The 23,477-nt window shown below is 61.1% G+C and carries 19 protein-coding genes; 11 read left to right on the top strand and 8 right to left on the bottom strand.

What is annotated here, in order from left to right; genetic code table 11:
* Positions 1 to 143: 143 nt before the first annotated feature.
* From JFU58_RS16600 to JFU58_RS16575, 6 genes are all read right to left on the bottom strand, one after another.
* Positions 144 to 914: a helix-turn-helix domain-containing protein gene (locus tag JFU58_RS16600; protein WP_063032738.1), complete on the bottom strand. Its 771-nt coding sequence runs from the start codon at positions 912 to 914 to the stop codon at positions 144 to 146.
* Between the two features lie 64 nt (positions 915 to 978).
* Positions 979 to 2,421: an amidase gene (locus tag JFU58_RS16595; RefSeq protein WP_201141170.1), complete on the bottom strand. Its 1,443-nt coding sequence runs from the start codon at positions 2,419 to 2,421 to the stop codon at positions 979 to 981.
* Positions 2,418 to 3,728, bottom strand: coding sequence for a citrate-proton symporter (locus JFU58_RS16590; protein WP_093200905.1), 1,311 nt, complete (start codon positions 3,726 to 3,728; stop codon positions 2,418 to 2,420). The genes JFU58_RS16595 and JFU58_RS16590 overlap by 4 nt, the downstream gene beginning before the upstream one ends.
* 57 nt (positions 3,729 to 3,785) lie before the next feature.
* Positions 3,786 to 4,961, bottom strand: a complete 1,176-nt coding sequence (locus tag JFU58_RS16585) for a M20 aminoacylase family protein (protein WP_177027886.1) — start codon at positions 4,959 to 4,961, stop codon at positions 3,786 to 3,788.
* 108 nt (positions 4,962 to 5,069) lie between these two features.
* Positions 5,070 to 5,384 (bottom strand): amidase, encoded by a 315-nt coding sequence (locus JFU58_RS16580; RefSeq protein ID WP_201141167.1) that lies wholly within the window; start codon positions 5,382 to 5,384, stop codon positions 5,070 to 5,072.
* Complete coding sequence (locus JFU58_RS16575) at positions 5,381 to 6,460, bottom strand: serine hydrolase domain-containing protein (protein ID WP_201141165.1); 1,080 nt, start codon at positions 6,458 to 6,460, stop codon at positions 5,381 to 5,383. The genes JFU58_RS16580 and JFU58_RS16575 overlap by 4 nt, the downstream gene beginning before the upstream one ends.
* A 994-nt stretch (positions 6,461 to 7,454) precedes the next feature.
* Here JFU58_RS16575 and olsB point away from each other — a divergent pair.
* Both olsB and JFU58_RS16565 read left to right on the top strand, forming a co-directional pair.
* Complete coding sequence (gene olsB, locus JFU58_RS16570) at positions 7,455 to 8,210, top strand: L-ornithine N(alpha)-acyltransferase (protein ID WP_093200919.1); 756 nt, start codon at positions 7,455 to 7,457, stop codon at positions 8,208 to 8,210.
* The gene (locus tag JFU58_RS16565; RefSeq protein ID WP_017479323.1) at positions 8,210 to 9,001 is read left to right on the top strand and encodes a lysophospholipid acyltransferase family protein; all 792 of its coding nucleotides are present in this window, start codon (positions 8,210 to 8,212) and stop codon (positions 8,999 to 9,001) included. The genes olsB and JFU58_RS16565 overlap by 1 nt, the downstream gene beginning before the upstream one ends.
* 109 nt (positions 9,002 to 9,110) lie before the next feature.
* Here JFU58_RS16565 and JFU58_RS16560 read toward each other — a convergent pair whose 3' ends face one another.
* Positions 9,111 to 9,695, bottom strand: coding sequence for an acyl carrier protein phosphodiesterase (locus JFU58_RS16560; RefSeq protein WP_201141164.1), 585 nt, complete (start codon positions 9,693 to 9,695; stop codon positions 9,111 to 9,113).
* A 156-nt stretch (positions 9,696 to 9,851) separates the two neighbouring features.
* Between JFU58_RS16560 and JFU58_RS16555 the strand changes: the two genes are divergently transcribed.
* Genes JFU58_RS16555 through JFU58_RS16545 form a run of 3 tightly spaced genes read left to right on the top strand, consistent with a single transcriptional unit; the run spans position 9,852 to position 12,428 of the window.
* A complete protein-coding gene (locus JFU58_RS16555; protein ID WP_017479325.1) occupies positions 9,852 to 10,166 on the top strand; it encodes an ArsR/SmtB family transcription factor in 315 nt (104 codons plus the stop codon).
* Between the two features lie 13 nt (positions 10,167 to 10,179).
* Complete coding sequence (locus JFU58_RS16550) at positions 10,180 to 11,346, top strand: MFS transporter (protein WP_003219795.1); 1,167 nt, start codon at positions 10,180 to 10,182, stop codon at positions 11,344 to 11,346.
* Between the two features lie 26 nt (positions 11,347 to 11,372).
* Positions 11,373 to 12,428 carry an alkene reductase gene (locus tag JFU58_RS16545; protein ID WP_017479327.1) on the top strand — a complete coding sequence of 352 codons (1,056 nt, stop codon included), beginning with the start codon at positions 11,373 to 11,375 and terminating at the stop codon, positions 12,426 to 12,428.
* Positions 12,429 to 12,659: 231 nt separating this feature from the next.
* Here JFU58_RS16545 and JFU58_RS16540 read toward each other — a convergent pair whose 3' ends face one another.
* A complete protein-coding gene (locus JFU58_RS16540; protein ID WP_063032772.1) occupies positions 12,660 to 13,292 on the bottom strand; it encodes a TetR family transcriptional regulator in 633 nt (210 codons plus the stop codon).
* 286 nt (positions 13,293 to 13,578) lie between these two features.
* On the opposite strand from JFU58_RS16540, the gene JFU58_RS16535 reads away from it, so the two are divergent.
* The 6 genes from JFU58_RS16535 to JFU58_RS16510 all read left to right on the top strand — a co-directional run bounded on the left by JFU58_RS16535 (position 13,579) and on the right by JFU58_RS16510 (position 23,470).
* Positions 13,579 to 14,727 (top strand): efflux RND transporter periplasmic adaptor subunit, encoded by a 1,149-nt coding sequence (locus tag JFU58_RS16535; RefSeq protein ID WP_063032774.1) that lies wholly within the window; start codon positions 13,579 to 13,581, stop codon positions 14,725 to 14,727.
* Between the two features lie 3 nt (positions 14,728 to 14,730).
* Positions 14,731 to 17,892 carry an efflux RND transporter permease subunit gene (locus JFU58_RS16530; protein ID WP_063032776.1) on the top strand — a complete coding sequence of 1,054 codons (3,162 nt, stop codon included), beginning with the start codon at positions 14,731 to 14,733 and terminating at the stop codon, positions 17,890 to 17,892.
* Positions 17,889 to 19,346 carry an AdeC/AdeK/OprM family multidrug efflux complex outer membrane factor gene (adeC, locus tag JFU58_RS16525; RefSeq protein WP_063032778.1) on the top strand — a complete coding sequence of 486 codons (1,458 nt, stop codon included), beginning with the start codon at positions 17,889 to 17,891 and terminating at the stop codon, positions 19,344 to 19,346. The genes JFU58_RS16530 and adeC overlap by 4 nt, the downstream gene beginning before the upstream one ends.
* 171 nt (positions 19,347 to 19,517) lie before the next feature.
* Entirely contained in the window at positions 19,518 to 20,768 is a 1,251-nt protein-coding gene (locus JFU58_RS16520) for an OprD family porin (RefSeq protein ID WP_093200941.1), read from the top strand.
* A gap of 78 nt (positions 20,769 to 20,846) precedes the next feature.
* A complete protein-coding gene (locus JFU58_RS16515) occupies positions 20,847 to 21,746 on the top strand; it encodes a polysaccharide deacetylase family protein (protein WP_063032782.1) in 900 nt (299 codons plus the stop codon).
* A 110-nt stretch (positions 21,747 to 21,856) separates the two neighbouring features.
* Positions 21,857 to 23,470, top strand: a complete 1,614-nt coding sequence (locus JFU58_RS16510) for a M91 family zinc metallopeptidase (protein WP_207198322.1) — start codon at positions 21,857 to 21,859, stop codon at positions 23,468 to 23,470.
* The last annotated feature ends 7 nt before the right edge of the window (positions 23,471 to 23,477 follow it).

The raw sequence follows: 23,477 nt of genomic DNA, 5'->3' as shown, positions 1-23,477 counted from the left end.
CAATGTAACGAGCGGCGCAAATCCAATGTGGGAGCAGGCTTGTGTGGGAGCGGGCTTGCTCGCGAACGCGGTGTGTCAGTCACTTGATGTATTAACTGACCCACCGCTTTCGCGAGCAAGCCCGCTCCCACATGAGCTGTATTTCAGGCCAACGCCTGCTGCACATCGCGAATGGTCGATTCCAGGCTGGCCAGGTGCAGGCTCAGCACCCGTTCCACCGGTGCCTGATCCATCGGCCAATGCAGCGCCATGCTGCCCACCAACCGCCCATTGGCCCGCACCGGCAAGGCTACCGCGCGAATCAGGAACGGCAGGCGCACCGGGTATTCCCAGTAGCCTTCGGTGCGCTGGCCAAACCCCTGGTGCTGGGATTGTTCACACGCCCGGTATTGATCGTCTTCCGCCACCCGCTCACGACCGGCCAGGCGCTGCACTTCATCCGCCGACAATTGCGACAGGCACGCCTTGCCCATGGCCGAATGAAACAGGCTGGCGTGCTGGCCGACGATCTGGCAGTTGTTCGGGTAGAGCTTGCGCAGCACCGTGGGGATCGCGCTTTCCATCACTTCCAGGCGTTCGCCGTCAAAGCTCGACAAATCCACCACCAGGCCGGTGCGCTCGCTGAGGTCCAGCAGCCACGGTGCGGCGCTTTCTACCAACTGGCGTTTGAAACGTTGCTGGGTATCACCGAACAGGCGCCGGGCCCGCAGGCGGTAACGGCGGTCGCTGAGGCCACGATAGATCCAGCCCTGTTCCTGCAAGGTCAGCAGCATCCGCGAGACGGTGGCCTTTGGCAGGTGAGTCAGGTAGTGCAACTCTTCCAGCCCCAGCGCCTGATGCTCGCCGAGCAATTCGATGATTGCCAGTGCCCGCCCCACTGAGCGTACGGTTCCCGTCTCGGCGTCGCTGCCCATGTGTCGATCTCCTTGATGCCGATGGATGATCTGATTTCACAGCAAGATACAGGCCCGTCGCGACTCAGCCGGTCGGCGAGAGGCAAGCAGGCGGCCGCCGCTGCACCCACTGGGTCAGTTGTTCGTGGGCGTATGCCAGTTGCAATACTGCCCTGTCCGCCTGGGCCGGGCCGATGATTTGCAGGCCCATGGGCAAGCCCTGGGGGTTGAAACCCACCGGCACGTTCATGCTCGGCAAACCGGCCAGCGTGGGGCCGATCACCACTTCCATCCAGCGGTGGTAGGTGTCCATCTCACGCCCTGCGACGAGGCGCGGCCAGGCTTGTTGTGCATCGAAAGGGAACACTTGGGCGGTGGGCAGCAACAGGAAATCGTAACGTTCGAACAGCTTGCCGAGGGCGCGGTACCAGTCGCTGCGGTTGGCCGAAGCCTGGTAGACATCTGCCGCACTCAGTTGCAATCCGCCCTGCACTTCCCATTGCGCCTCGGGTTTGAGCAGTGCGCGTTTTTGCGGGTCAGCGTAGGCCGCGCCGAGGGAGCCCTGGATCAGCCAATGGCGGTGTACCAGCCAGGTCTGCCACAGGCGCTCCATGGAGAAATCCGGTTGGCAGTGCTCGACCTCGCAACCCAGCGCGGCGAAGTCCTTGAGGGCCGTTTCGCACAGGCTCATCACGCCGTCTTCCATCGGCAGATAACCGTTGTAATCCCCGAGCCAGCCCAGGCGTGCACCCTTGAAGTCGCGCTGCAACGGCTCACCCAACACCGCCGGATCCTCCTTGAGCGACAGCGGCACCCGAGGGTCGTAGCCGGCCTGCACACTCAGCAGCCGCGCCACATCGGCCACGCTGCGGCCCATAGGGCCTTCCGTGGCCAGTTGCTGGACGAACAGCTCCGGCGCCGGCCCGTGAGGCACCCTGCCCTGGGACGGGCGCAGGCCAAACACGTTATTGAACGCTGCCGGGTTTCGCAGCGAGCCCATCATGTCGCTGCCATCGGCCACCGGCAGCATGCGCAACGCCAGCGCCACTGCCGCGCCGCCGCTGCTGCCACCGGCCACGAGGCGCGGGTCATAGGCATTGCCGGTGGTGCCGAACACGCTGTTGTAGGTCTGCGAGCCCAGGCCGAATTCCGGTACGTTGGTCTTGCCGATGATGACCGCGCCACTGGCCCGCACCCGCGCCACGCTGATCGCATCTTCTTGAGGAATGTGCTCGGCGAACAGCCGCGAGCCGAGAGTAGTACGCAGGCCCTGGGTGGCCGCCAGGTCCTTGATCGCCTGGGGCATGCCGTGCATCCAGCCACGGGATTGGCCCTGGTCCAGCTCCCGGTCCCGCTGCGACGCTTCGGCCAGCACCTCCTCATGGGAGCGCAGCGAGACCAGCGCATTCACCGTCGGATTGAAGCGCTCGACCTGGGCCAGATACGCCTGCATCACCTCATGGCAAGACACCTGCCGCGCATGGATCGCCTGTGACAGTTCGATGGCATCCAGTTCAACAATACTCAAGGTTTCACCTCGCTGGAAAACGGCGCCGGTCGTTTCGCCCGTGGCGCCTCATGCATGCAGTAAGTGCCCAGCAGCGTCAGGACGCAAGCAAACAGCACATAAAATGCCGGGGCTACCGGCGTGCCCAGCACCTTGCTGAGCCAGGTGACGATCAACGGCGCAAAGCCCCCGAACACCATCACCGCCACGTTGTAAGCCACCGACACCCCGGTAGAGCGTACTTCGATGGGAAACTGCTCGGCCAGGGCCGTCGGCGCCGGGCCGAAAAAACCGCCGATGGCGGTGCACAACATCACCTGCATCACCAGCAAGCGCTCGATGGACGGCGCGGCCGCGACCCACACATAGAGCGGGTACACCATCACGAAAAACGCCAGGGTGAACGCCATCAATACCGGACGCCGACCCAGCCGATCCGACAACAGACCGGACAGCGGAATCACCACGGTCATCAGCGCCACCGCGAACATCTGCACCATCAGCACCTGGTCCAGCGGCAGGCCGAGGTTCTTGTGGGCGAAGGTCGGCATATTCACCAGCACCACGTAGAACGACACCGTTGCCCCACAGGCCAGGCCCATCGACACGAGGATGCTGCGGCGGTGATCGCGAATGACGTCCATCAAGCTCGGTGCCGCACCCTTGGCCTGTTTGCGCGCCTCGATAAACTCCTCGGGATCTTCCATGTGCCGACGGATCCACAAGCCCACCGGGCCGATCAGCAAGCCAAAGATGAACGGCAGGCGCCAACCCCAGACTTCAAGGGTTTGCGGCTCGAAAAAGTGCGTCACCAACGCCACCATCGCCGCGCCGCCGAACACCGCCAGGCACTGCCCCACCAACTGCCACGAACCGTACAACCCCTTGCGATGGGCCGGCGCGCTTTCCACCAGGAACGCCGTGGCACTGGCGTATTCGCCGCCGGTGGCAAAGCCCTGGAGCATGCGTGCAACCACGATCAGCATCGGCGCGCCCATGCCGATCGCGGCGTAGCTGGGAGCGAAAGCGATCAAGGCGATGGAGACGGTCATCAGCCGGATGATCAACTGCATCGCGGCCTTGCGGCCTTTACGGTCCGAATACATGCCCAGCAGAATCCCGCCCACCGGGCGCATGAAGAAGCCGACGCCAAAGGTGGCCAGGGCCATCAGCAGCGAGGCGTATTCATCCTCCGACGGGAAAAATTGCCGGGCGATGATGCTGGCGAGAAAGCCGTAAACGATGAAGTCATACCATTCCAGCGCATTGCCGATCACCGCCGCCACGACCTGGCGGGTGCGGGATACGCCCTGTTTTGCAGTCTGCATGAGGAACACTCCATTCAACCTGTTGGGAAAGGGTCCAGCGGCAGAAAAAAGAGGTCGTCAGGCGGGCTTGAGCCAGCTCTCGGCCAGCGCGCCCCAGTAGGCGGCGCCGGTCAACAGGATGTCGTCGTTGAAGTCATAGGCGGGGTTGTGGACCATCGGCCGCGAGACGCCGTTGCCGATAAACAGGTAGCTGCCGGGGCAGCGCTGCAGCATCCAGGCGAAGTCTTCGCTGCCCATCAGCTTGGTGGTGTTGCCGTCGACGGCATCTTCACCCAGCAGGGCGACGCCGACCTGGCGGGCGAATTCGGTTTCTTCGGGGTGGTTGACCAGCACCGGATAGGCCGGCCGATGTTCGATCTGCGCGGTGCAGCCGAAGCTCGCGGCCTGGGTCAGGATGATCGCCTTGACCCGCTCCAGCATCAGCTCACGCACGTTCGCATCCAGGGCACGCAGGCTCAAACGCAATAGTGCTTGCTGGGGAATCACGTTGGCAGCCTGGCCCGCTTGCAGGGCACCGACGGTCACTACTGCGGCTTCCTGGGCATTGATATTGCGCGCCACCACGGTCTGCAACGCCATGACCATACTGGCGGCGGCCACCAGCGGGTCGACCGTCAGGTGCGGCATGGAGCCATGGCCGCCGACGCCTTCGAGGGTCACGGTGAGCAGGTCCTGGGAGGCCATCATCGGCCCGACCCGCAGACCCAGATGGCCGGCGGGCAAGCCCGGCATGTTGTGCATGCCGAAGAGTGCGTCGCAGGGAAAACGCTCCAGCAAGCCGTCGGCGAGCATGGCTTCGGCGCCGCCCTGGCCTTCTTCGGCAGGCTGGAAAATCAGGTTCAGGGTGCCGTCGAACTGCCGGGTCGCGGCCAGGTAACGGGCGGCGCCCAGCAGCATGGTGGTGTGGCCGTCATGGCCGCAGGCGTGCATGCAGCCGGCGTGTTGGCTGCTGTAGCTGGCGCCGGTGTTTTCGATGATCGGCAAGGCATCCATGTCGGCACGAATCCCCAGCTTGCGCGCGCTGCTGCCATTGCGCAGCACACCGACCACGCCGGTCTGGCCGATACCGGTGTGGACTTCATAGCCCCAGCTTCGCAGGGATTGCGCCACGAGGGCGGAGGTGCGGTTTTCTTCAAAGCCCAGTTCGGGGTGGGCGTGAATGTCCTGACGCACGGCGTGCAGGTCGCTGGCGACATCGCTCAGCCAATCCAGGATGTGCTGGTGTGGGCTCATGGTGATTCTCCTCGCAGGCGGGTGTTCCCGTTCTTGTTCGTTGCACACCGCCAGATAACCGCGATGTGCGCAGGAGGACAATCAAAGGTGGTTCCACCCTGTGGAACCTCATGGCAAGAGTCGGCAGCCCTCGCGTTGGCCCAGCCATTGGGCACTGTGGGTGCGGCCCAGGCCGCTGGCGGTCACCCGGTGTTTTTCCGGGTTGTCGGCGAAAGCGCTGGTGGGCACGTATTGCTTCACATAACCCAGGCAATAATCAGCGGGATTGCCTTCCACGTACCGGCAGGAGCAGTACTCCTTGGCGGTGTAGGCGGCGATGATGTCGGGGAAGGCTTGCAGGTTGACCCGCTCGTGCCAGACCCAGCCGAACAACATGAGTAGCAGCAGGATCAACAGGCTGATGAAGGGATGACGGCGGATCATGGTTGCACCGCCGCGAGGACGCGCTTGAGGAGTTCGTTATGGCGATAGCTACCGTCGCGGTCGTCGCCGTAGCGCACGATCACCAGGTGCTCATCGGGCATCACGTAGAGCGCCTGGCCCCAGTGGCCAAGGGCGGCGAAGGTGTCGGCGGGCACGTCTGGCCAGGGTTTGGCGGCGCCTTGCACTTCGCGGTTGAGCCACCATTGGCCGCCGGGGACGGCTTCGTCCTGGCCGGGCTTGTAGTGGTCGAAGGGTTGGCGATTGAACGCGATCCACTCCATGGGCAGTAACTGGCGTTCGCCCCAGCGACCGTCGCGCTGCATCAGCAGGCCGACGCGCGCCAGGTCGCGGGCGGTGAGGTAGGCGTATGAAGAGGCGACGAAGGTTTCGTCGGCGTCGCTTTCCCAGGTGGCGTTGCGGATGCCCAGTGGCTGGAACAGGGCGGTCCATGGGTAGTCGACGTAGGCCTTGTGGCCGAGCATGCCTTTGAGGGTGGCGGACAGGATATTGCTGTCGCCGCTGGAGTAGCGGAATGCCTGGCCGGGGGGGCTGAAGGTGGTGGTGTCGGCGCTGAATTCAGCCATGTCGTGGCGACCGCGGGTGTAGAGCATTGCCACCACCGAGGATTTCAGTGGGGCGAATTCGTAGTCTTCCTGCCAGTCGAGGCCCGAGGCCCAGTGCAGGAGGTCGGCCATGGTCACGCTCGGGTGTTGTTTCATGGGTGGGTAAAAGCGAGCGGCGGGGTCGCTGAGTTTGAAGCGGTTTTCGCCGAATGCCACGCCGAGTACGGTGGCCATCAGGCTTTTGCTGATGGACCAGGTGAGGTGCGGGGTGCTGGCGGTGGTGGAAGCGGCGTAGCGTTCGTAGATGATCTGGCCGTCGCGGATGATCAGCAAGGCGTCGGTGCGGATGCCTTTGCGGGTGGTGTCGTCGCGGGGTGGGAAGGCGTAGTCATCCAGGGCCTTGGCAGCTGGGCCGTTTAGGGTCAGGCCTTGAGACCAATCCTTCTCCGGCCAGGTTTCGGCTTGGGCTGTCAGGGTGAACAGCAGCGCGGCGTAGAGCAGGCCTTTGAACATGGACTTTGAGTCTCAGGGCATTCGAGCCCGCGAGGCTAGCCCAGGGGGATGACGGTTTTGTTACGGGGCCCTGGGGGGAGTACATATCCGTTATTTGGGTAACGGCGGCTTATGGTTCCGCTCTTACAGCGGCTCACTTTTGAACAGCGCAAAAGTAAGCAAAACGCTCTTGCCCCACCACTCGGCACCTCGCTTAGGCTCGGTGTGCCCTCACTCCGGCTTTGGACCGTGGGCCGCCGCGATGGGCCATCCTTGGCCCAGCGCGGCTAACCCGGCGTCCTGCCGGGTTACCCACGCTCCAAAGCCTGCGTTCGGCCAGCGTGGTTTAACGGGGCGCCTAAGATCAAGATCAAAAGCAGATCAAGAGCACAGCGGCCTACCGGCCGGCTTGAGTGTTGAAGAGCAAAATCAAAAGCCAAAGCCGGCACGGTCAAATGTGGGAGCTGGCTTGCCTGCGATAGCATCAACTGGGTGTACCTGATGCACCGAGGTGTCTGCATCGCAGGCAAGCCAGCTCCCACAGAAAAGCAGAGCTGCATCAGCTTCAGATTTGGCTTTCGCTCTGGCTTTTGATCTGGCTTTTAAACACTCAAACCGGCCGGTAGGCCGCTGTGCTCTGCTTTTGATCTGCTTTTGATTTTGATCTGCGGGCCCCGTTAACCACGATGGCCGCAAGTAGGCACGGTGGAGCGGCCCGCGGAGCCGGGCCGGAGTGCGGGCATGCCGAGCCTAGGCGAGGCACCGAGTGGTGGGGCAAAGACCTTTTGGTTACTTTTGGGGCGTTTGCCAAAAGTGACCCGCTGTAAGAGCGGAACCCTAAGCCGCCGTTACCGCAGCAACGGATATGTACACAAAAAACACAGCACCCACCGGCGAAACGCCTGTCATCTAAGCGTCACCGTAACTTCATGGAGATGACACCGGCCCTACATAGCCTGACATGGCACAAACAAGTCGACCGGCCGCAACCCTGGCCGGCACTCGGAGACTCGCCATGACTCAGATCGCCCGCATCAGCGACACCGGCAATGAACGCCGTCTGCAAGCCGAACGCCTGATCGGCGCCCAGGCTTTGCAGGAAGCCCAGGCCCTGCGCTTCAACGTGTTCAGCGGCGAATTCCACGCCAAGCTGAAAGGCGCTGAACTGGGCCTGGACATGGATGACTATGATGTTCACTGCAGCCACATCGGCGTGCGGGATTTGAACAGCGGTCGACTCGTCGCCACCACCCGTTTGCTCGACCACCAGGCCGCCAGCACCCTGGGCCGCTTCTACAGTGAAGAAGAATTCAGCCTCCACGGCCTGCTGCACCTCAAAGGCCCGATCCTGGAAATCGGCCGCACCTGCGTCGACCCCGCCTACCGCAACGGCGGCACCATCGCGGTGTTGTGGGGCGAGTTGGCCGAGGTGCTCAACCAGGGCGGCTACAGCTACCTGATGGGCTGCGCGAGCATCCCGATGCACGACGGCGGCATCCAGGCCCACGCGATCATGCAGCGCCTGCGCGAACGCTACCTGTGCAACGAACACCTGCGGGCCGAGCCGAAAAAACCTCTGCCGGCGCTGGACCTGCCGTCCAACGTCATCGCTGAAATGCCGCCCCTGCTCAAGGCCTACATGCGCCTGGGCGCGAAGATTTGCGGCGAACCCTGCTGGGACGAAGACTTCCAGGTGGCCGACGTGTTCATCCTGCTCAAGCGCGACGAGCTGTGCCCGCGTTATGCCCGCCACTTCAAGGCAGCCATGTGATGAGCCGCCTTCGGGTGTACGGGCGAATTGCCCGCGTGCTGGTAGTGGTGGCCCTGGGTTTGACCATGGCCAGTGTGTTTGGCGTATTTGAACGTTTGGGGGTGGCCAACTCGATGGTGCGGCGTCAGCGCTGGTCGCGTTTTTTCATGGCGCGGTTGACCAACGCCCTGCCCTTTCGCGTAACCGTTCACGGTGAGTTGCCGCAGCAGTCCATGTTGTGGGTCAGCAACCATGTGTCGTGGACCGACATTCCGCTGCTGGGGATGGTGGCGCCGATGTCGTTCCTGTCCAAGGCCGAGGTACGCACCTGGCCGGTGGCGGGCTGGTTGGCAGCCAAGGCCGGCAGCCTGTTTATCCGTCGTGGTTCAGGTGACAGCCAGTTGATCCGCAAACAGATGACGCGTCACCTGGAACAAAAACACCCGCTGTTGATGTTCCCGGAAGGCACCACCACCGACGGCCGCACACTGCGTACGTTCCACGGGCGGTTATTGGCCAGTGCGATTGATGCCGACGTGTCGTTGCAACCGGTGGCGATTCGTTATCTGCGCGACGGCAAAATCGACCCGCTGGCACCGTTCATTGGCGATGATGATTTGCTCTCGCACCTGATGCGGTTGTTTGGCAATGATCAGGGCGATGTGGAAATTCATCTGCTCAAGCCGATTGCCTGCGCCGGGCAGGAACGTGCGGCGCTGGCGTTCCAGGCGCAGCAGGCGGTGCAGAAGGCGTTGTTTGGCCCCCTTCCAGAAGCTGAGCAAATGCCAGCGCGGCCAGCATTCGCGGCCTAAGGCGAGCACGGTGAAAAATGTGGGAGCGGGCTTGCTCGCGAAGGCGGTGTATCAGTCAGCAGATTCATTAGCTGACCCACCGCTTTCGCGAGCAAGCCCGCTCCCACATTTATAGTTGTATTGCCAACTGGCTATTTGAGAACCGCTGCAATTCTGGGTAAAACATCCGGAAGTCCTCGCTCAACGGCTCATATAGCGCTCGCAATTCCTGCATGGCATGGCCCAGTTCTTCGGGCCGTGTCAGGCGCCGGCCAATTCCCCGCAGTACCTGTTCCATCACCGCAAATTCCCGGTACGAACCCAGCCAGTCATCCGCCGCCATGTACGGCGCAATCTGCGCCAGCCGCCCCGGCAGCGCCGGCTCTTCGGCGAGCACCCGGTAAACCCGGGAGGTAAAACGCTCCAGTGGCTGATCGGCATATAACGCCCAATCCCGCGCCAGGCAGTGGTCGAAAAACACATCGAGGACAATCCCGGCATAGCGGCGCCGGGTGAGGGTGAAGCGCGACAGCGCCTCCCCGATCAGCGGATGACTGTCGGTGTAGCGATCAATTGAGCGATGCAACTGAATCGCCGACTCGATTTGCGGACTGAACTGGCCTTGCAGGCGACCTTTAACAAAGTCGCCATACAGGCTGCCGAGCAATTGAGCAGGAAGTTGGCCGCCGAGGTGCAGATGTGCGAGATAATTCATGGCGCGCAGTTTAGCACTGCCGTCAACGTATCGTTATAACCCGATATACCGATTCAGTCTGGCTTAAGACCAAAATCATATTGGTGTATCGAGATATAACGATTTAAAGTTCGCCTCATCGCGATATAACGTTTTACAAACCCGAGCATCACTGCCATGTCCATCGACCTCGACGAAATAATAAAAGCCCTGGCGCACCCAGTACGGCGAGACATCCTCAACTGGCTGAAAGACCCTAAGACGCAATTCCCCGATCAGATCCACCACCACGAGCATGGCATTTGCGCCGGGCAGATCGACCAGCGCTGCGGGCTGTCCCAGTCCACCGTCTCGGCGCACCTGGCGAACCTGCAACGGGCGGGGCTGATCAGCAGCCAGAAGGCCGGCCAATGGCACTTTTTCAAACGCAATGAGGACGTGATCCAAGCCTTCCTCAAAGCGCTCACCGAAGAACTCAGCGCACCGCTGTAACAAGGACTCACCCATGCCTCTCTCGCTACTCATCCTGGCCTTAAGCGCCTTCGCCATCGGTACCACCGAGTTCGTCATCATGGGCCTGTTGCCCGATGTGGCGGCCGACCTTGGTGTATCGATTCCCGGCGCCGGCTGGCTGGTGACCGGTTACGCCCTGGGCGTGGCCATCGGTGCGCCGTTCATGGCACTGGCCACCGCCAAGCTGCCCCGCAAGGCCGCCCTGGTAGCGTTGATGGGCATCTTCATCATCGGCAACCTGCTCTGCGCCCTGGCCAGCGACTACAACGTGCTGATGTTTGCCCGTGTGGTCACCGCGCTGTGCCACGGTGCCTTCTTTGGCATCGGTTCGGTGGTCGCTGCCAACCTGGTGCCGGCCAACAAGCGTGCATCGGCCGTGGCACTGATGTTCACCGGCTTGACCCTGGCCAACGTGCTCGGCGTACCGCTGGGCACCGCGCTGGGTCAGGAAGCCGGCTGGCGCTCGACCTTCTGGGCAGTGACGGTGATTGGGGTAATCGCCCTGATCGGCCTGATCCGCTTCCTGCCAGCCAAGCGTGACGAGGAAAAACTCGACATGCGCGCCGAACTGAGAGCGCTCAAAGGTGCCGGCATCTGGCTGTCACTGAGCATGACCGCGCTGTTCGCTGCCTCGATGTTCACCCTCTTCACCTACGTCGCGCCGCTGCTGGGGGATGTCACTGGCGTCTCGCCCAAAGGCGTGACCTGGACCCTGCTGCTGATCGGCCTGGGCCTGACCGTCGGCAACATCATCGGCGGCAAGCTGGCCGACAAGCGCCTGGCTGCCACCCTGATCGGCGTGTTCATCAGCATGGCGGTGGTCTCCACGGTACTGACCTGGACCAGCGTCGCCGTGATCCCGACTGAAATCACCCTGTTCCTCTGGGCCACCGCCTCGTTTGCCGCCGTACCGGCGCTGCAAATCAACGTGGTGACCTTCGGCAAGGCGGCACCGAACCTGGTGTCCACCTTGAACATCGGCGCCTTCAACATCGGCAACGCCCTCGGCGCCTGGGTAGGCGGCAGTGTGATTGCCCATGGCTTCGGCCTGACCAGCGTGCCCCTGGCCGCTGCAGCACTGGCGGTGCTCGCACTGCTGGTGACCCTGATTACTTTCCGTCAGACCGGCGATGCCGACCTGGCCCCCGCGACTAACTGATCAACTAAAGAGAAGGGTGTTATCCCATGACGACTATTTTCGATCCAATCAAGCTGGGCGACCTGGAACTGTCGAACCGTATCATCATGGCGCCGCTGACCCGCTGCCGTGCCGATGCCGGTCGCGTGCCCAATGCGCTGATGGCTGAGTACTACGTACAACGCGCTTCCGCCGGTCTGATCCTCAGCGAAGCCACTTCCGTCACGCCAATGGGCGTGGGTTACCCGGACACCCCGGGCATCTGGTCCAACGACCAGGTTCGCGGCTGGGCCAATGTGACCAAAGCCGTGCACGGTGCGGGCGGCAAGATCTTCCTGCAACTGTGGCACGTAGGCCGGATCTCCCACGAGTCGTACCTGGACGGCGAAGCACCGGTTGCCCCAAGCGCCATTGCGGCCAAGGGCCACGTCAGCCTGGTGCGCCCGCTGGCCGACTACCCTACCCCGCGCGCCCTGGAAATCGCTGAAATCGCCGACATCGTCGATGCCTACCGCGTAGGTGCCGAGAACGCCAAGGCCGCCGGCTTTGACGGCGTCGAAGTCCACGGTGCGAACGGCTACCTGCTCGACCAGTTCCTGCAAAGCAGCACCAACCAGCGCACCGACAACTACGGTGGCTCCCTGGAAAACCGTGCACGCTTGCTGCTCGAAGTCACTGACGCCGTGATTGAAGTCTGGGGCGCCGGTCGTGTCGGTGTGCACCTGGCACCACGCGCCGACGCACACGACATGGGCGACGCCAACCTGTCGGAAACCTTCACCTACGTCGCCAAAGAGCTGGGCAAACGCGGCATCGCGTTCATCTGTTCCCGTGAAAAGGAAGCAGGCGACAGCCTCGGCCCACAACTGAAAGCGGCCTTTGGCGGCCCGTACATCGCCAACGAACGCTTCACCAAGGACAGCGCCAACGCCTGGCTGGCCTCCGGCAAAGCCGACGCCGTAGCGTTTGGCGTGCCGTTCATCGCCAACCCGGACCTGCCCGCTCGCCTGAAGGCCGATGCGCCGCTGAACGAAGCACACCCAGAGACGTTCTACGCCAAAGGCCCGGTCGGCTACATCGACTATCCAACCCTGGCACTCTGATCTGCTGAAACGAAAAAGCCCCGGCTTGCGAGAACCGGGGCTTTTTTATGGGCGGCGGGAAACATTCCTTCACAGCCTTGCAACAATATTGCTACAAAATACTTAGCCAACTACCTATCAACCACCCGCCAGCCCGTATATAAAGTCACCCCACAAAATCAGGGAAAAGTCCGGTTGACCTACCCTTAGTCTTTATTGTTGACACAACTGGTCGCAATTACGCATTTTGTCTTAATTGCGCAGGCCAGGGCTCAAGCGCAGCATGTCCAACGCGATATCAACCCACCGCTCTGCGTCCTGGGCCAACTGAAAACTGTCGGGTACCAGCAGCCATTGGCCGAGAATTCCGTCGATATAGGCGTGCATGCACACCGCCGCACGTACGGTGTCGAGATTCTCCGGAAGCTGCCCGCGATGGACCGCGTTACGCAGGGTCAGCCCGATGCGCAGGTTGCATTCAAGGCTGGCGGTCTGGCGCTGACGGCGCAGATCACACATTTCATCGGTGAATTCGCACTTATGAAACAAAATCTCATTGATGCGCCGGGTCTTCGGGTCCAGGGCCACTTGATGGAACAGATGAATCAGCAGCTTGCGCATGCAACCCAGCGGATCGACCTCGTCCTCGCTCTCACTGGCCCTGGCCAATTCATCCAGCGGCTCGTGCAGCGTATCGAGCATCGCCTGCACCAGATCGGCCTTGTTGCTGAAATGCCAGTAGATGGCACCGCGCGTCACGCCTGCCAGAGTGGCTATATCCGCCAGTGTGGTACGCGCAACCCCGCGCTCGTAGAAGGCCTGCTCAGCCGCTTCAAGAATCTGGCTACGCGTTTCCTGAGCTTCCTCTTTGGTACGACGAACCATGGCAGTAAAACCTCAATCAGAAATCCTGGGGTGATAGGTAACGGCAATTCTGGAGCCGGTAACCATCATCTGAATAATTGTGGGACGACGCCTTCATGGGCGCCGAACGTACTAGAATCGAGGCTTTGGACGCTGCTTTGTCAACATTCCGCGAAGCCTGTCAAGAGTTTACAAACAACCATGAACGTAAGTATATTGCGTAGCAAGCTACTTATCTACTCAGTGCCTGTTTTTTACCCTTCCACACTTCTTGTGCGCACCCTGCGCGCCTGACCCGAGGATCTTCATGCAACTTAAGCCAGCTGTTACCGCCCTGGTTACTGCCGTCGCCCTGGCATCGCTGCTCAGCGGATGTAAAAAGGAAGAAGCGGCTCCGCCCGCTCAAACCCCTCAGGTCGGCGTGGTCACTATTCAACCTCAAGCCTTTACCCTGACATCCGAGCTGCCAGGCCGCACCACGGCCTATCGCATTGCCGAGGTTCGCCCTCAGGTCAACGGCATCATTCTCAAGCGTCTGTTCAAGGAAGGGGGCGACGTCAAGGAAGGCCAGCAGCTCTATCAGATCGATCCGTCGGTGTATGACGCCTCCCTGAAAAGCGCCCAGGCCAACCTCGCCCAGACCAAGTCGATTGCCGATCGCTACAAGCAATTGGTCGATGAGCAAGCCGTCAGCCGCCAGGAATACGACACCGCCGTGTCCAACCGCATGACCTCTGAAGCCAATGTGCAAACGGCCCAGATCAACGTGCGCTACACCAAGGTGTTTGCCCCGATCTCCGGGCGTATCGGTCGCTCTTCGGTCACCGAAGGCGCGCTGGTCAGCAACGGCCAGACCGACGCCATGGCAGTGATCCAGCAACTGGACCCGATCTACGTCGACGTCACGCAGTCCTCTGCCGAGATGCTGAAACTGCGTCGTGACTTGGAAAGCGGCCAGTTGGAAAAAGCCGGCGAAAACGCGGCCAAGGTCAAGCTGACCCTGGAAGACGGCACCGCCTACGGCGTGGAAGGCAAGCTGGAATTCTCCGAAGTCTCGGTCGACGAAACCACCGGTTCCGTGACCCTGCGTGCCGTGTTCCCGAACCCTGACCACACCCTGCTGCCGGGCATGTTTGTCCACGCGCAGCTGCAAGCCGGTGTGAACAGCAAGGCCATCCTGGCACCACAGCAAGGCGTGACCCGCGACCTGAAGGGCATCCCGACCGCGCTGGTGGTGAACAAGGACAACAAGGTCGAGCAACGTGTACTGGTGGCCAACCGCACTACCGGCGCCTACTGGCTGGTGGAAAAAGGCCTGGACGCCGGTGACCGTGTGATCACCGAAGGCCTGCAATTCATCAAGCCGGGCATCGAAGTCAAGGTCAAGGACGCTGATAACGCCAAACCCGCCGGTTCCGCTGCTGCTCCTGCTGCCGCTGCTGGTCAAGGGGAGTAATTCATGTCGAAATTTTTTATCGACCGTCCCATTTTCGCCTGGGTAATTGCCCTGGTGATCATGCTGGTCGGGGCACTGTCGATCCTGAAGTTGCCCATCAACCAGTACCCGGCCATTGCGCCAACCGCCATTGATATCCAGGTGACCTACCCGGGCGCGTCTGCACAAACCGTGCAGGACACCGTGGTTCAGGTGATCGAACAACAGCTCAACGGTATCGACAACCTGCGTTATGTCGCCTCGGACAGTAACTCCGACGGCAGCATGACCATCACCGCGACGTTCAACCAGGGTACCAACCCGGACATCGCCCAGGTTCAGGTACAGAACAAGCTCAACCTGGCAACCCCGCTGCTGCCACAAGAAGTACAGCAGCAAGGTATCCGCGTTACCAAGTCGGTGAAGAACTTCCTGATGGTGATCGGTCTGGTGTCGGAAGACGGCAGCATGACCAAGGATGACCTCTCCAACTACATCGTTTCCAACATCCAGGACCCGATTTCCCGGACCGCCGGTGTGGGCGACTTCCAGGTGTTCGGTTCCCAGTACGCCATGCGTATCTGGCTCGACCCGGCCAAGCTGAACAACTACCAGCTGACGCCAGTGGATGTCAGCAACGCCATCCAGGCGCAGAACGTCCAGGTGGCCACCGGCCAACTCGGCGGCCTGCCTGCCCTGCCCGGCACTCAGTTGAACGCCACCATCATCGGCAAGACGCGTCTGCAAACCACTGAAGCGTTCGGCAATATCCTGATGAAGGTCAATACCGACGGCTCCCAGGTTCGCCTGGGTGACGTTGCGCGTATCGAACTGGGCGGCCAGAACTACAGCATCAGCGCACAGTTCAACGGCAAGCCGGCTTCCGGTATGGCGATCAAGCTGGCAGCCGGTGCCAACGCACTGGACACCGCCAAGGCGATTCGCGAAACGGTTGCTTCCCTCGAACCGTTCTTCCCGCCTGGCATGAAGGCTGTGGTGCCGTATGACACCACGCCGGTTGTGACCGAATCGATCTCCGGTGTGGTTCACACCCTGGTCGAAGCGATCGTGCTGGTGTTCCTGGTGATGTTCCTGTTCCTGCAGAACTTCCGCGCCACCATCATCACCACCATGACCGTACCGGTGGTATTGCTGGGTACCTTCGGGATCCTCGCTGCGTTCGGCTTCACCATCAACACCCTGACCATGTTCGGCATGATCCTGGCTATCGGCTTGCTGGTGGACGATGCCATCGTTGTGGTGGAGAACGTCGAGCGGGTAATGGCCGAGGAGCACTTGTCGCCCAAGGAGGCGACGGTCAAGTCCATGGGCCAGATCCAGGGGGCCCTGGTGGGTATCGCCCTGGTGTTGTCGGCGGTATTGCTGCCAATGGCGTTCTTCGGTGGTTCCACCGGTGTGATCTACCGCCAGTTCTCCATCACTATCGTTTCGGCGATGGCGCTGTCGGTACTGGTTGCCCTGATCTTCACCCCGGCCTTGTGCGCCACCATGCTCAAGCCGATTGACCCGGAAAAACACGGCCAACCCAAGCGCGGCTTCTTCGGCTGGTTCAACCGTACCTTCGACCGTGGCGTACTGAGCTACGAGCGCGGCGTCGGTAACATGATCAAGCACAAGTTCCCGGCGTTCGTGGTCTATGCCCTGATCCTTGCCGGCATGATCTGGATGTTCACCCGCATTCCAAGCGCGTTCCTCCCGGAGGAAGACCAGGGCGTGATCTTTGCCCAGGTACAAACGCCGGTGGGTTCTTCGGCTGAACGTACGCAGAAAGTCATCGACGATATGCGCGCCTACCTGTTGAACGACAAGGAAGGCGAGCCAGGCGAAGGCAAGGCTGTCAAATCGGTGTTTACCGTGAACGGCTTCAACTTCGCCGGTCGTGGCCAGAGCTCGGGCCTCGCGTTCGTGATGCTCAAGCCGTGGGACGAGCGTGACTCGACCCAGTCGGTATTTGAGGTTGCCAAGCGTGCCCAGGGTTACTTCTTCGGGGCCTTCAAGGACGCCATGGTATTTGCCGTGGTGCCACCGTCGGTACTTGAACTGGGTAACGCCACCGGTTTCGACGTGTTCCTGCAAGACCAGGGCGGCGTCGGCCACCAGAAGCTGATGGATGCGCGTAACCAGTTCCTGGGTGCCGCGGCACAAAGCAAGATCCTGGCGGGCGTGCGCCCCAACGGCGTGAACGATGAGCCGCAGTACGAGCTGACCGTTGACGACGAGAAGGCCAGCGCCCAGGGCATCAGCCTGGCAGACATCCAGCAGACCCTGGCAATCGCCTTGGGTGGCAGCTACATCAACGACTTCATCGACCGTGGTCGTGTGAAGAAGGTGTATGTACAGGGTGACGCCGCCAGCCGGATGTCTCCGGAAGACCTGAGCAAATGGTACGTACGCAGCACGTCCGGGAAGATGGTGCCGCTGTCGGCCATCTCTTCGGGCAAGTGGATCTTCGGTTCGCCGAAACTCTCGCGCTATAACGGTGTAGCGGCGATGGAAATCCTCGGTACCCCGGCACCTGGCTACAGTACCGGTGATGCGATGGCGGAAGTCGAACGCATTGCCAAGGACCTGCCGGCCGGTGTCGGTTACTCGTGGACCGGCCTGTCGTACGAAGAACGCCTGTCCGGCTCCCAGGCACCTGCGCTGTACGCCCTGTCCCTGCTGGTGGTGTTCCTCTGCCTTGCGGCACTGTACGAAAGCTGGTCAATCCCGATTGCGGTGATTCTGGTTGTACCACTGGGTGTGATCGGTGCGTTGATCGCCACCAGCCTGCGGGGACTGTCCAACGACGTGTTCTTCCAGGTGGGCCTGTTGGTGACGGTGGGTCTGGCAGCGAAAAACGCCATCCTGATCGTGGAGTTCGCCAAAGAGCTCCACGAACAGGGCAAAGGCATCGTCGAGTCGGCCATCGAGGCATCCCGCATGCGTCTGCGACCGATCATCATGACGTCCATGGCGTTCATGCTCGGCGTACTGCCCCTGGCGATTTCCACCGGTGCAGGCTCAGGTAGCCAGCACGCCATCGGTACGGGCGTAATTGGCGGTATGATCACCGCCACGGTCCTCGCGATCTTCTGGGTACCCCTGTTCTTCGCAACCGTGTCCTCCGCTGGCGAGCGTAAAAAGACTGAAACCAAGCAAACTCCTAAAGAGGCTGGCCAATGAGCAAGTCGCTACTTTCCTTAGCGGTCACAGCATTCGTGCTCAGTGGCTGCTCGCTGATCCCGGACTACCAGCGCCCTGAAGCGCCGGTAGCCGCGCAGTTCCCGCAGGGGCCGGCGTATTCGTCGGCCCAGGCGCCTGGCCAGGCCGCTGCCGAGCAAGGCTGGAAGCAGTTTTTCCATGACCCTGCCCTGCAACAGCTGATCCAGACTGCACTGGTGAACAACCGCGACCTGCGTGTCGCGGCCCTGAACATCGACGCGTATGCAGCGCAGTACCAGATCCAGCGTGCCGATCTGTTCCCGGCAATCTCGGCCACGGGCAGCGGCAGCCGCTCGCGTACCCCGGCCAAGCTGTCGCAGACCGGCGAATCGACCATCTCCAGTCAGTACTCGGCTGGCCTCGGGATCAGCTCTTATGAGCTGGACCTGTTCGGCCGCGTCCGCAGCCTGAGCGAACAAGCGCTGCAACAATACTTCGCCACTGAAGAAGCGCGTCGCACGACCCAGATCAGCCTGGTGGCCAGCGTGGCCAATGCCTACCTGACCTGGCAGGCCGACAAGGAACTGCTCAAGCTCACCCAGGACACCCTCGGTGCGTTCGAACAGAGCTACAAGCTCACCTCGCGCAGCAACGAAGTCGGCGTGGCGTCGGCCCTGGACTTGAGCCAGGCCCGCACTTCGGTGGAAAACGCCCGGGTTGCACTGGCGCGCTATACCCGCCAGGTGGCTCAGGACGAAAACAGCCTGACCCTGCTGCTGGGCACCGGCCTGCCGGCGAACATCGCCAGCCGGCCATTGGCTGATGACCTGTTGAGCGAAGTACCGGCCGGCCTGCCATCGGACCTGCTGCAACGTCGTCCCGACATCCTGCAGGCCGAGTACAACCTCAAGGCGGCCAACGCCAACATCGGCGCCGCACGGGCTGCGTTCTTCCCGAGCATCAGCCTGACCGCCAGCGCCGGCACCGCAAGCCCGACCCTGGGCGGCCTGTTCAAGGGCGGTTCGGGTACCTGGTCGTTTGCACCGCAGATCAACATCCCGATCTTCAACGCGGGTAGCCTGCGCGCCAGCCTGGATTACTCGAAAATCCAGAAAGAGATCAACGTCGCCAACTACGAGAAAGCGATCCAGACCGGCTTCCAGGAAGTCTCCGACGGCCTCGCCGCCCGTGAGACCTACAAGCAGCAACTGGACGCCCAACGTGGCTTCGTCGCGGCCAACCAGGATTACTACCGCCTGGCCGAGCGTCGCTACCGCATTGGTGTCGACAGCAACCTGACGTTCCTCGATGCCCAGCGCCAACTGTTCAGTGCCCAGCAATCGCTGATCACCGATCGCCTGGCGCAGCTCAACAGCGAGGTCAACCTGTACAAGGCCCTCGGTGGTGGCTGGAACGAACAAACCGCGAAGAACGAACCGTTGAAAGAAGAAGCGCCGCCCTTGAAGTTGTTCTGATAGTGGCGCAGTAAACAAAAACCGCTTCCCTCACAGGGAGCGGTTTTTTTACGCCCCTACTTTGCGTTCGATCATCGCCCACAACCCGCTTTCCCCCACTTTCATCGCCCCCATACTGCCCCGCACCATGGCCGCCACCTGCATAACCCCAATAACAACAGGTCCAACACCATGAGCACTTTCAACCCGCGCCGGCTCTTGCTGGCAACCGCTGTCGCCAGCCTTGCCCTCCCCGTCGTCGCTGAAGAACACGGCTTTCTCGAAGATGCCAGCGCCAACCTCAACCTGCGTAATTTCTTCTTCAATCGCAATTACACCAACCCCACCAAAACCCAGGGCGGCGCGCAGGAGTGGACGCAAAGTTTCATTCTCGACGCCAAGTCGGGCTTTACCCAGGGCACCGTAGGTTTCGGTGTGGATGTACTGGGGCTGTACTCATTGAAGCTTGATGGCGGGCGCGGCACCGGTGGCACCCAGCTGTTGCCGCTGGACCACGACGGCCGCCCTGCGGATGAATTCGGGCGTTTGGGCGTGGCGTTCAAGGCGCGAATTTCGAAGACGGAAGTGAAGGTCGGCGAATGGATGCCGGTGCTGCCAATCCTGCGTTCGGACGATGGCCGCTCGCTCCCGCAAACCCTGCGCGGTGGGCAAATCACCTCCAAAGAAATCGACGGCCTGACCCTGTACGGCGGCCAGTTCCGCGCCAACAGTCCGCGCGACGACAGCAGCATGACCGACATGTCGATGTTCGGGAAAACCGCGTTTACTTCCGACCGTTTCAACTTCCAGGGCGGCGAGTATGCCTTCAACGACAAACGCACCCAGATCGGCGTGTGGAACGCGCAGCTCAAGGACATCTACCGCCAGCAATACCTGAACCTGATCCACAGCCAGCCCGTAGGCGACTGGACCCTGGGCGCCAACCTCGGGTTCTTCTATGGCAAGGACGACGGCAGCGCCCGCGCCGGTGACCTCGACAACAAGACCTGGTCCGGATTGTTCTCGGCGCGATACGGCGGCAACACCTTCTACGTCGGCCTGCAAAAGCTCACCGGCAACAGTGCCTGGATGCGCGTCAACGGCACCAGCGGCGGCACCCTGGCCAACGACAGCTACAACTCCAGCTACGACAATGCCCAGGAAAAATCCTGGCAGGTGCGCCATGACTACAACTTCGCCGCCCTTGGCGTGCCGGGCCTGACACTGATGAACCGCTATATCAGCGGCAGTAACGTACACAGCGGCACGGTGACTGACGGTAAGGAATGGGGACGGGAAACTGAAGTGGCCTACGTTGTGCAGAGCGGAACATTGAAGAACCTCAATGTGCGTCTGCGCAATTCCAGCATGCGCAGGGATTACAACAACAATGAGTTTGATGAAAACCGGTTGATCGTCAGTTACCCGATAAGCCTGCTGTAAAGCCTCGACAGACTTGCTGTATGGTGCGCGCGTGTCATGGATGACCCGCCCCAGCAGCCAACGTCTTTCGAGTCCTCCATGAAACACTTTGCCATCGTATCGGCCGCATTAGCCTTGGCCCTGAGTCTAAGCGGCTGCATCGGCCCGCCCTTGGCGCTGACACCGCAAACCGAACGACGCCTGCAAACCGAAGCGCCGATCCGTTTTTTGCTGACCTTCGACGACGGCCCCAGCGCCTCGGGTTTCATGAACCCCAGCCGCTCGGTGATGGCGGACCTGGCGAACAACCCGATACAACCGGGGATCAAGGCGGTGTTCTTTTTGCAGACCGAGGCGCCCCGCTCCGGCGGCAACCCGCGAGGCCGCAAGACCATGGAACGCGAATACGCGGCGGGTCATATCCTGGGCTTCCACACCGCGACCCCATGGCACAGCAATCATCGCTCGCAGAATCCCGCTGAGCTGGAACACTACCTCAGCCTGGGCTCGTCGACCCTCGAATCCATCACCGGCCAGCCGCCCACGCTGGTACGCCCGCCGTTCTGGAACTACGACAAGCGCACCTTCGCCGCCTATCAGCAGCACGGCATGCATGTACTGCTGACAGACCTGAGTGCAAACGATGGGGTGATCTGGGTGTTCAATGGCAGCCCCCGCCGACGGGAAAACCTGATACGCCAACTGTCAGTACTGCGCGAACGCATCGCCCGGGATGAGCTGCCGACGGTGGACGGCGTGATCCCGGTGGTGGTGACCTTCCACGACATCAACCGCTACACCGCCTGGCACTTGAAGGAATACCTGCAAATCCTGATGGACAGCGCGCGCATCAACGGCGTGCCGGTCGCCCAGCAGCCGTTCTATACCGACCGAGCAACCTTGCAGCGAGCCGCCATGGCCCGCACGGTGAAGAGCGCCGACGAAGTGGTGCATCTGCCGGGGGTGTGGAATTGGGTGTGGGACGCTGACGCTCATTAATCACCTGCGTGACAGCAGGTAACATTTGCCCCTGTCCAAGCTCGACCGACAGGGGAACCCACGCTCAACCCGCACCACACACTGGGGTATATTCGCGATGAGATACCCCCATGAACACGCCTTCGCTATTGGTTTCGCCTGCCTTTAATCAACTGTCGACATCGCCCCTGCCAGCGGCTTCCACTGCTCCCTCTGTGCAGGCCCCCGTCGTAGTCACCAGCAAATCATCCCGGTATATCGGTCACGACAGACCCCTGGATTTCATGTATTTCTCTTCCCTTTCCAAGCTCGCCGCGGATCAGAACCCCCTCGACAAAAACGAAAAAAAATACACCAACACCGACATATTGCGTCATGACCAGAATGTGAAGATTTACCAGGAAATCACCTACGTCAGCAAAGGCGGGAAGCCTGTAGGCGCTGCCGGTAACGAATTCATCATCGAGACCGCCAATCACGACGACAAGGTGGTCATCAAAAAAAGTCCGGACAACAATCTGATCGCCATCATCAACAACACGCCCTATCAACTGAACCTGCTTCGTTCCCCTGATGGCAGTGAAACCCAACCACTGCGGATCAGAACCAATGGCGGCAACGATTGCGTGCTGATCGATCCACAGGTTGATAACGATATTCGCATTGAGTTGGGCGCTGGTGACGATTACGCCCAGGCGGGCTCCGGCAATACCCGGCTATACGGCGGTGCAGGCAACGACAGGCTCAAACTCGGGAGCGGCAATGGCATCGCGATGGGCGATGATGGCGATGACCTGCTGATCGCAGGCTCAGGCAACAGCATCCTCAAAGGCAATAACGGCAACGATCGCATGCAGGCAGGCCAAGGCCTCCCTGAGCGCCGCCTGCTCATGGACGGCGGTGATGGCCACGACTTCATGATTGTCACCCGCAATGACACAGACATTCCGGCGGTCATGCACGGAGGCAAAGGTGAAAACCTGATTGTCACTCACGGCCCCGCCACGGTTTATACCGGCCGCGACAAGAACATTGTCAGGTCCGACAACGATGACACCGTTATTTACGCCAAGCCTTCGGACCAGATTCATCGCACCCCAGGTTCCACACTTGTTCACACACAACCCAGTGAGGCGGGTAAAAGTGGCTATATCGTTGAAGGATCTACCGAGTTCAAACAACAGGTAGAAGACGATATGGAACTGCTGAGAATGTCCATGCAGGGCAAGAAGATGCTCAGTACCGCCGACGCCAAGGCTCAGCAAAACGATGCGCCCGTTCGCATCACTGAGTTGACTGAAGATAACGGTCGTTACTTTTTCAATAACGCGGCTGTTCGCAACCACTTGGCAGCGGGCAATACCCTTGAAACGCTAGAGCCCGCAGCCCAGGGCTACATCACCCATAATCAGCGCGGCGCGGCCGCTACAGGCGGGGAAATACACTACAACCCCTCCTACTCACTGGATGAAGACAGCGCCCCAGTCAACGCCCTCTATCATGAAATGGCCCATGCCTATAACGGTGCCACGGGAACCTTTCTCGAAGGCGATACCGGCATCCCGGAGAACCCCGGCGGCGAACCCAACGCCGAACGGCAAGCTGTAGGCCTGCCTACGATTGCGCTGCCTTTTGACTTCGACAATCATCGATCAACCGAACCCACGACAACCAATCCCAAGCCCTTTACGGAAAATGCTCTCCGAGAGGAAATGGGGCGCCCGTTACGCACCCAGTACACATAGCAGACGC

Source organism: Pseudomonas sp. TH34, from assembly GCF_016650865.1.
GTDB lineage: Bacteria > Pseudomonadota > Gammaproteobacteria > Pseudomonadales > Pseudomonadaceae > Aquipseudomonas > Aquipseudomonas yamanorum.
This window is presented reverse-complemented; position numbering and strand designations above follow the sequence as displayed.

Coding starts and splice junctions, on each gene's coding strand:
- JFU58_RS16600 (WP_063032738.1), bottom strand. CDS start 914: ATGGGCAGCGACGCCGAGACGGGAACCGTACGCTCAGTGGGGCGGGCA.
- JFU58_RS16590 (WP_093200905.1), bottom strand. CDS start 3,728: ATGCAGACTGCAAAACAGGGCGTATCCCGCACCCGCCAGGTCGTGGCG.
- JFU58_RS16585 (WP_177027886.1), bottom strand. CDS start 4,961: ATGAGCCCACACCAGCACATCCTGGATTGGCTGAGCGATGTCGCCAGC.
- JFU58_RS16580 (WP_201141167.1), bottom strand. CDS start 5,384: ATGATCCGCCGTCATCCCTTCATCAGCCTGTTGATCCTGCTGCTACTC.
- JFU58_RS16575 (WP_201141165.1), bottom strand. CDS start 6,460: ATGTTCAAAGGCCTGCTCTACGCCGCGCTGCTGTTCACCCTGACAGCC.
- olsB (WP_093200919.1), top strand. CDS start 7,455: ATGACTCAGATCGCCCGCATCAGCGACACCGGCAATGAACGCCGTCTG.
- JFU58_RS16565 (WP_017479323.1), top strand. CDS start 8,210: ATGAGCCGCCTTCGGGTGTACGGGCGAATTGCCCGCGTGCTGGTAGTG.
- JFU58_RS16560 (WP_201141164.1), bottom strand. CDS start 9,695: ATGAATTATCTCGCACATCTGCACCTCGGCGGCCAACTTCCTGCTCAA.
- JFU58_RS16555 (WP_017479325.1), top strand. CDS start 9,852: ATGTCCATCGACCTCGACGAAATAATAAAAGCCCTGGCGCACCCAGTA.
- JFU58_RS16550 (WP_003219795.1), top strand. CDS start 10,180: ATGCCTCTCTCGCTACTCATCCTGGCCTTAAGCGCCTTCGCCATCGGT.
- JFU58_RS16545 (WP_017479327.1), top strand. CDS start 11,373: ATGACGACTATTTTCGATCCAATCAAGCTGGGCGACCTGGAACTGTCG.
- JFU58_RS16540 (WP_063032772.1), bottom strand. CDS start 13,292: ATGGTTCGTCGTACCAAAGAGGAAGCTCAGGAAACGCGTAGCCAGATT.
- JFU58_RS16535 (WP_063032774.1), top strand. CDS start 13,579: ATGCAACTTAAGCCAGCTGTTACCGCCCTGGTTACTGCCGTCGCCCTG.
- JFU58_RS16530 (WP_063032776.1), top strand. CDS start 14,731: ATGTCGAAATTTTTTATCGACCGTCCCATTTTCGCCTGGGTAATTGCC.
- adeC (WP_063032778.1), top strand. CDS start 17,889: ATGAGCAAGTCGCTACTTTCCTTAGCGGTCACAGCATTCGTGCTCAGT.
- JFU58_RS16520 (WP_093200941.1), top strand. CDS start 19,518: ATGAGCACTTTCAACCCGCGCCGGCTCTTGCTGGCAACCGCTGTCGCC.
- JFU58_RS16515 (WP_063032782.1), top strand. CDS start 20,847: ATGAAACACTTTGCCATCGTATCGGCCGCATTAGCCTTGGCCCTGAGT.
- JFU58_RS16510 (WP_207198322.1), top strand. CDS start 21,857: ATGAACACGCCTTCGCTATTGGTTTCGCCTGCCTTTAATCAACTGTCG.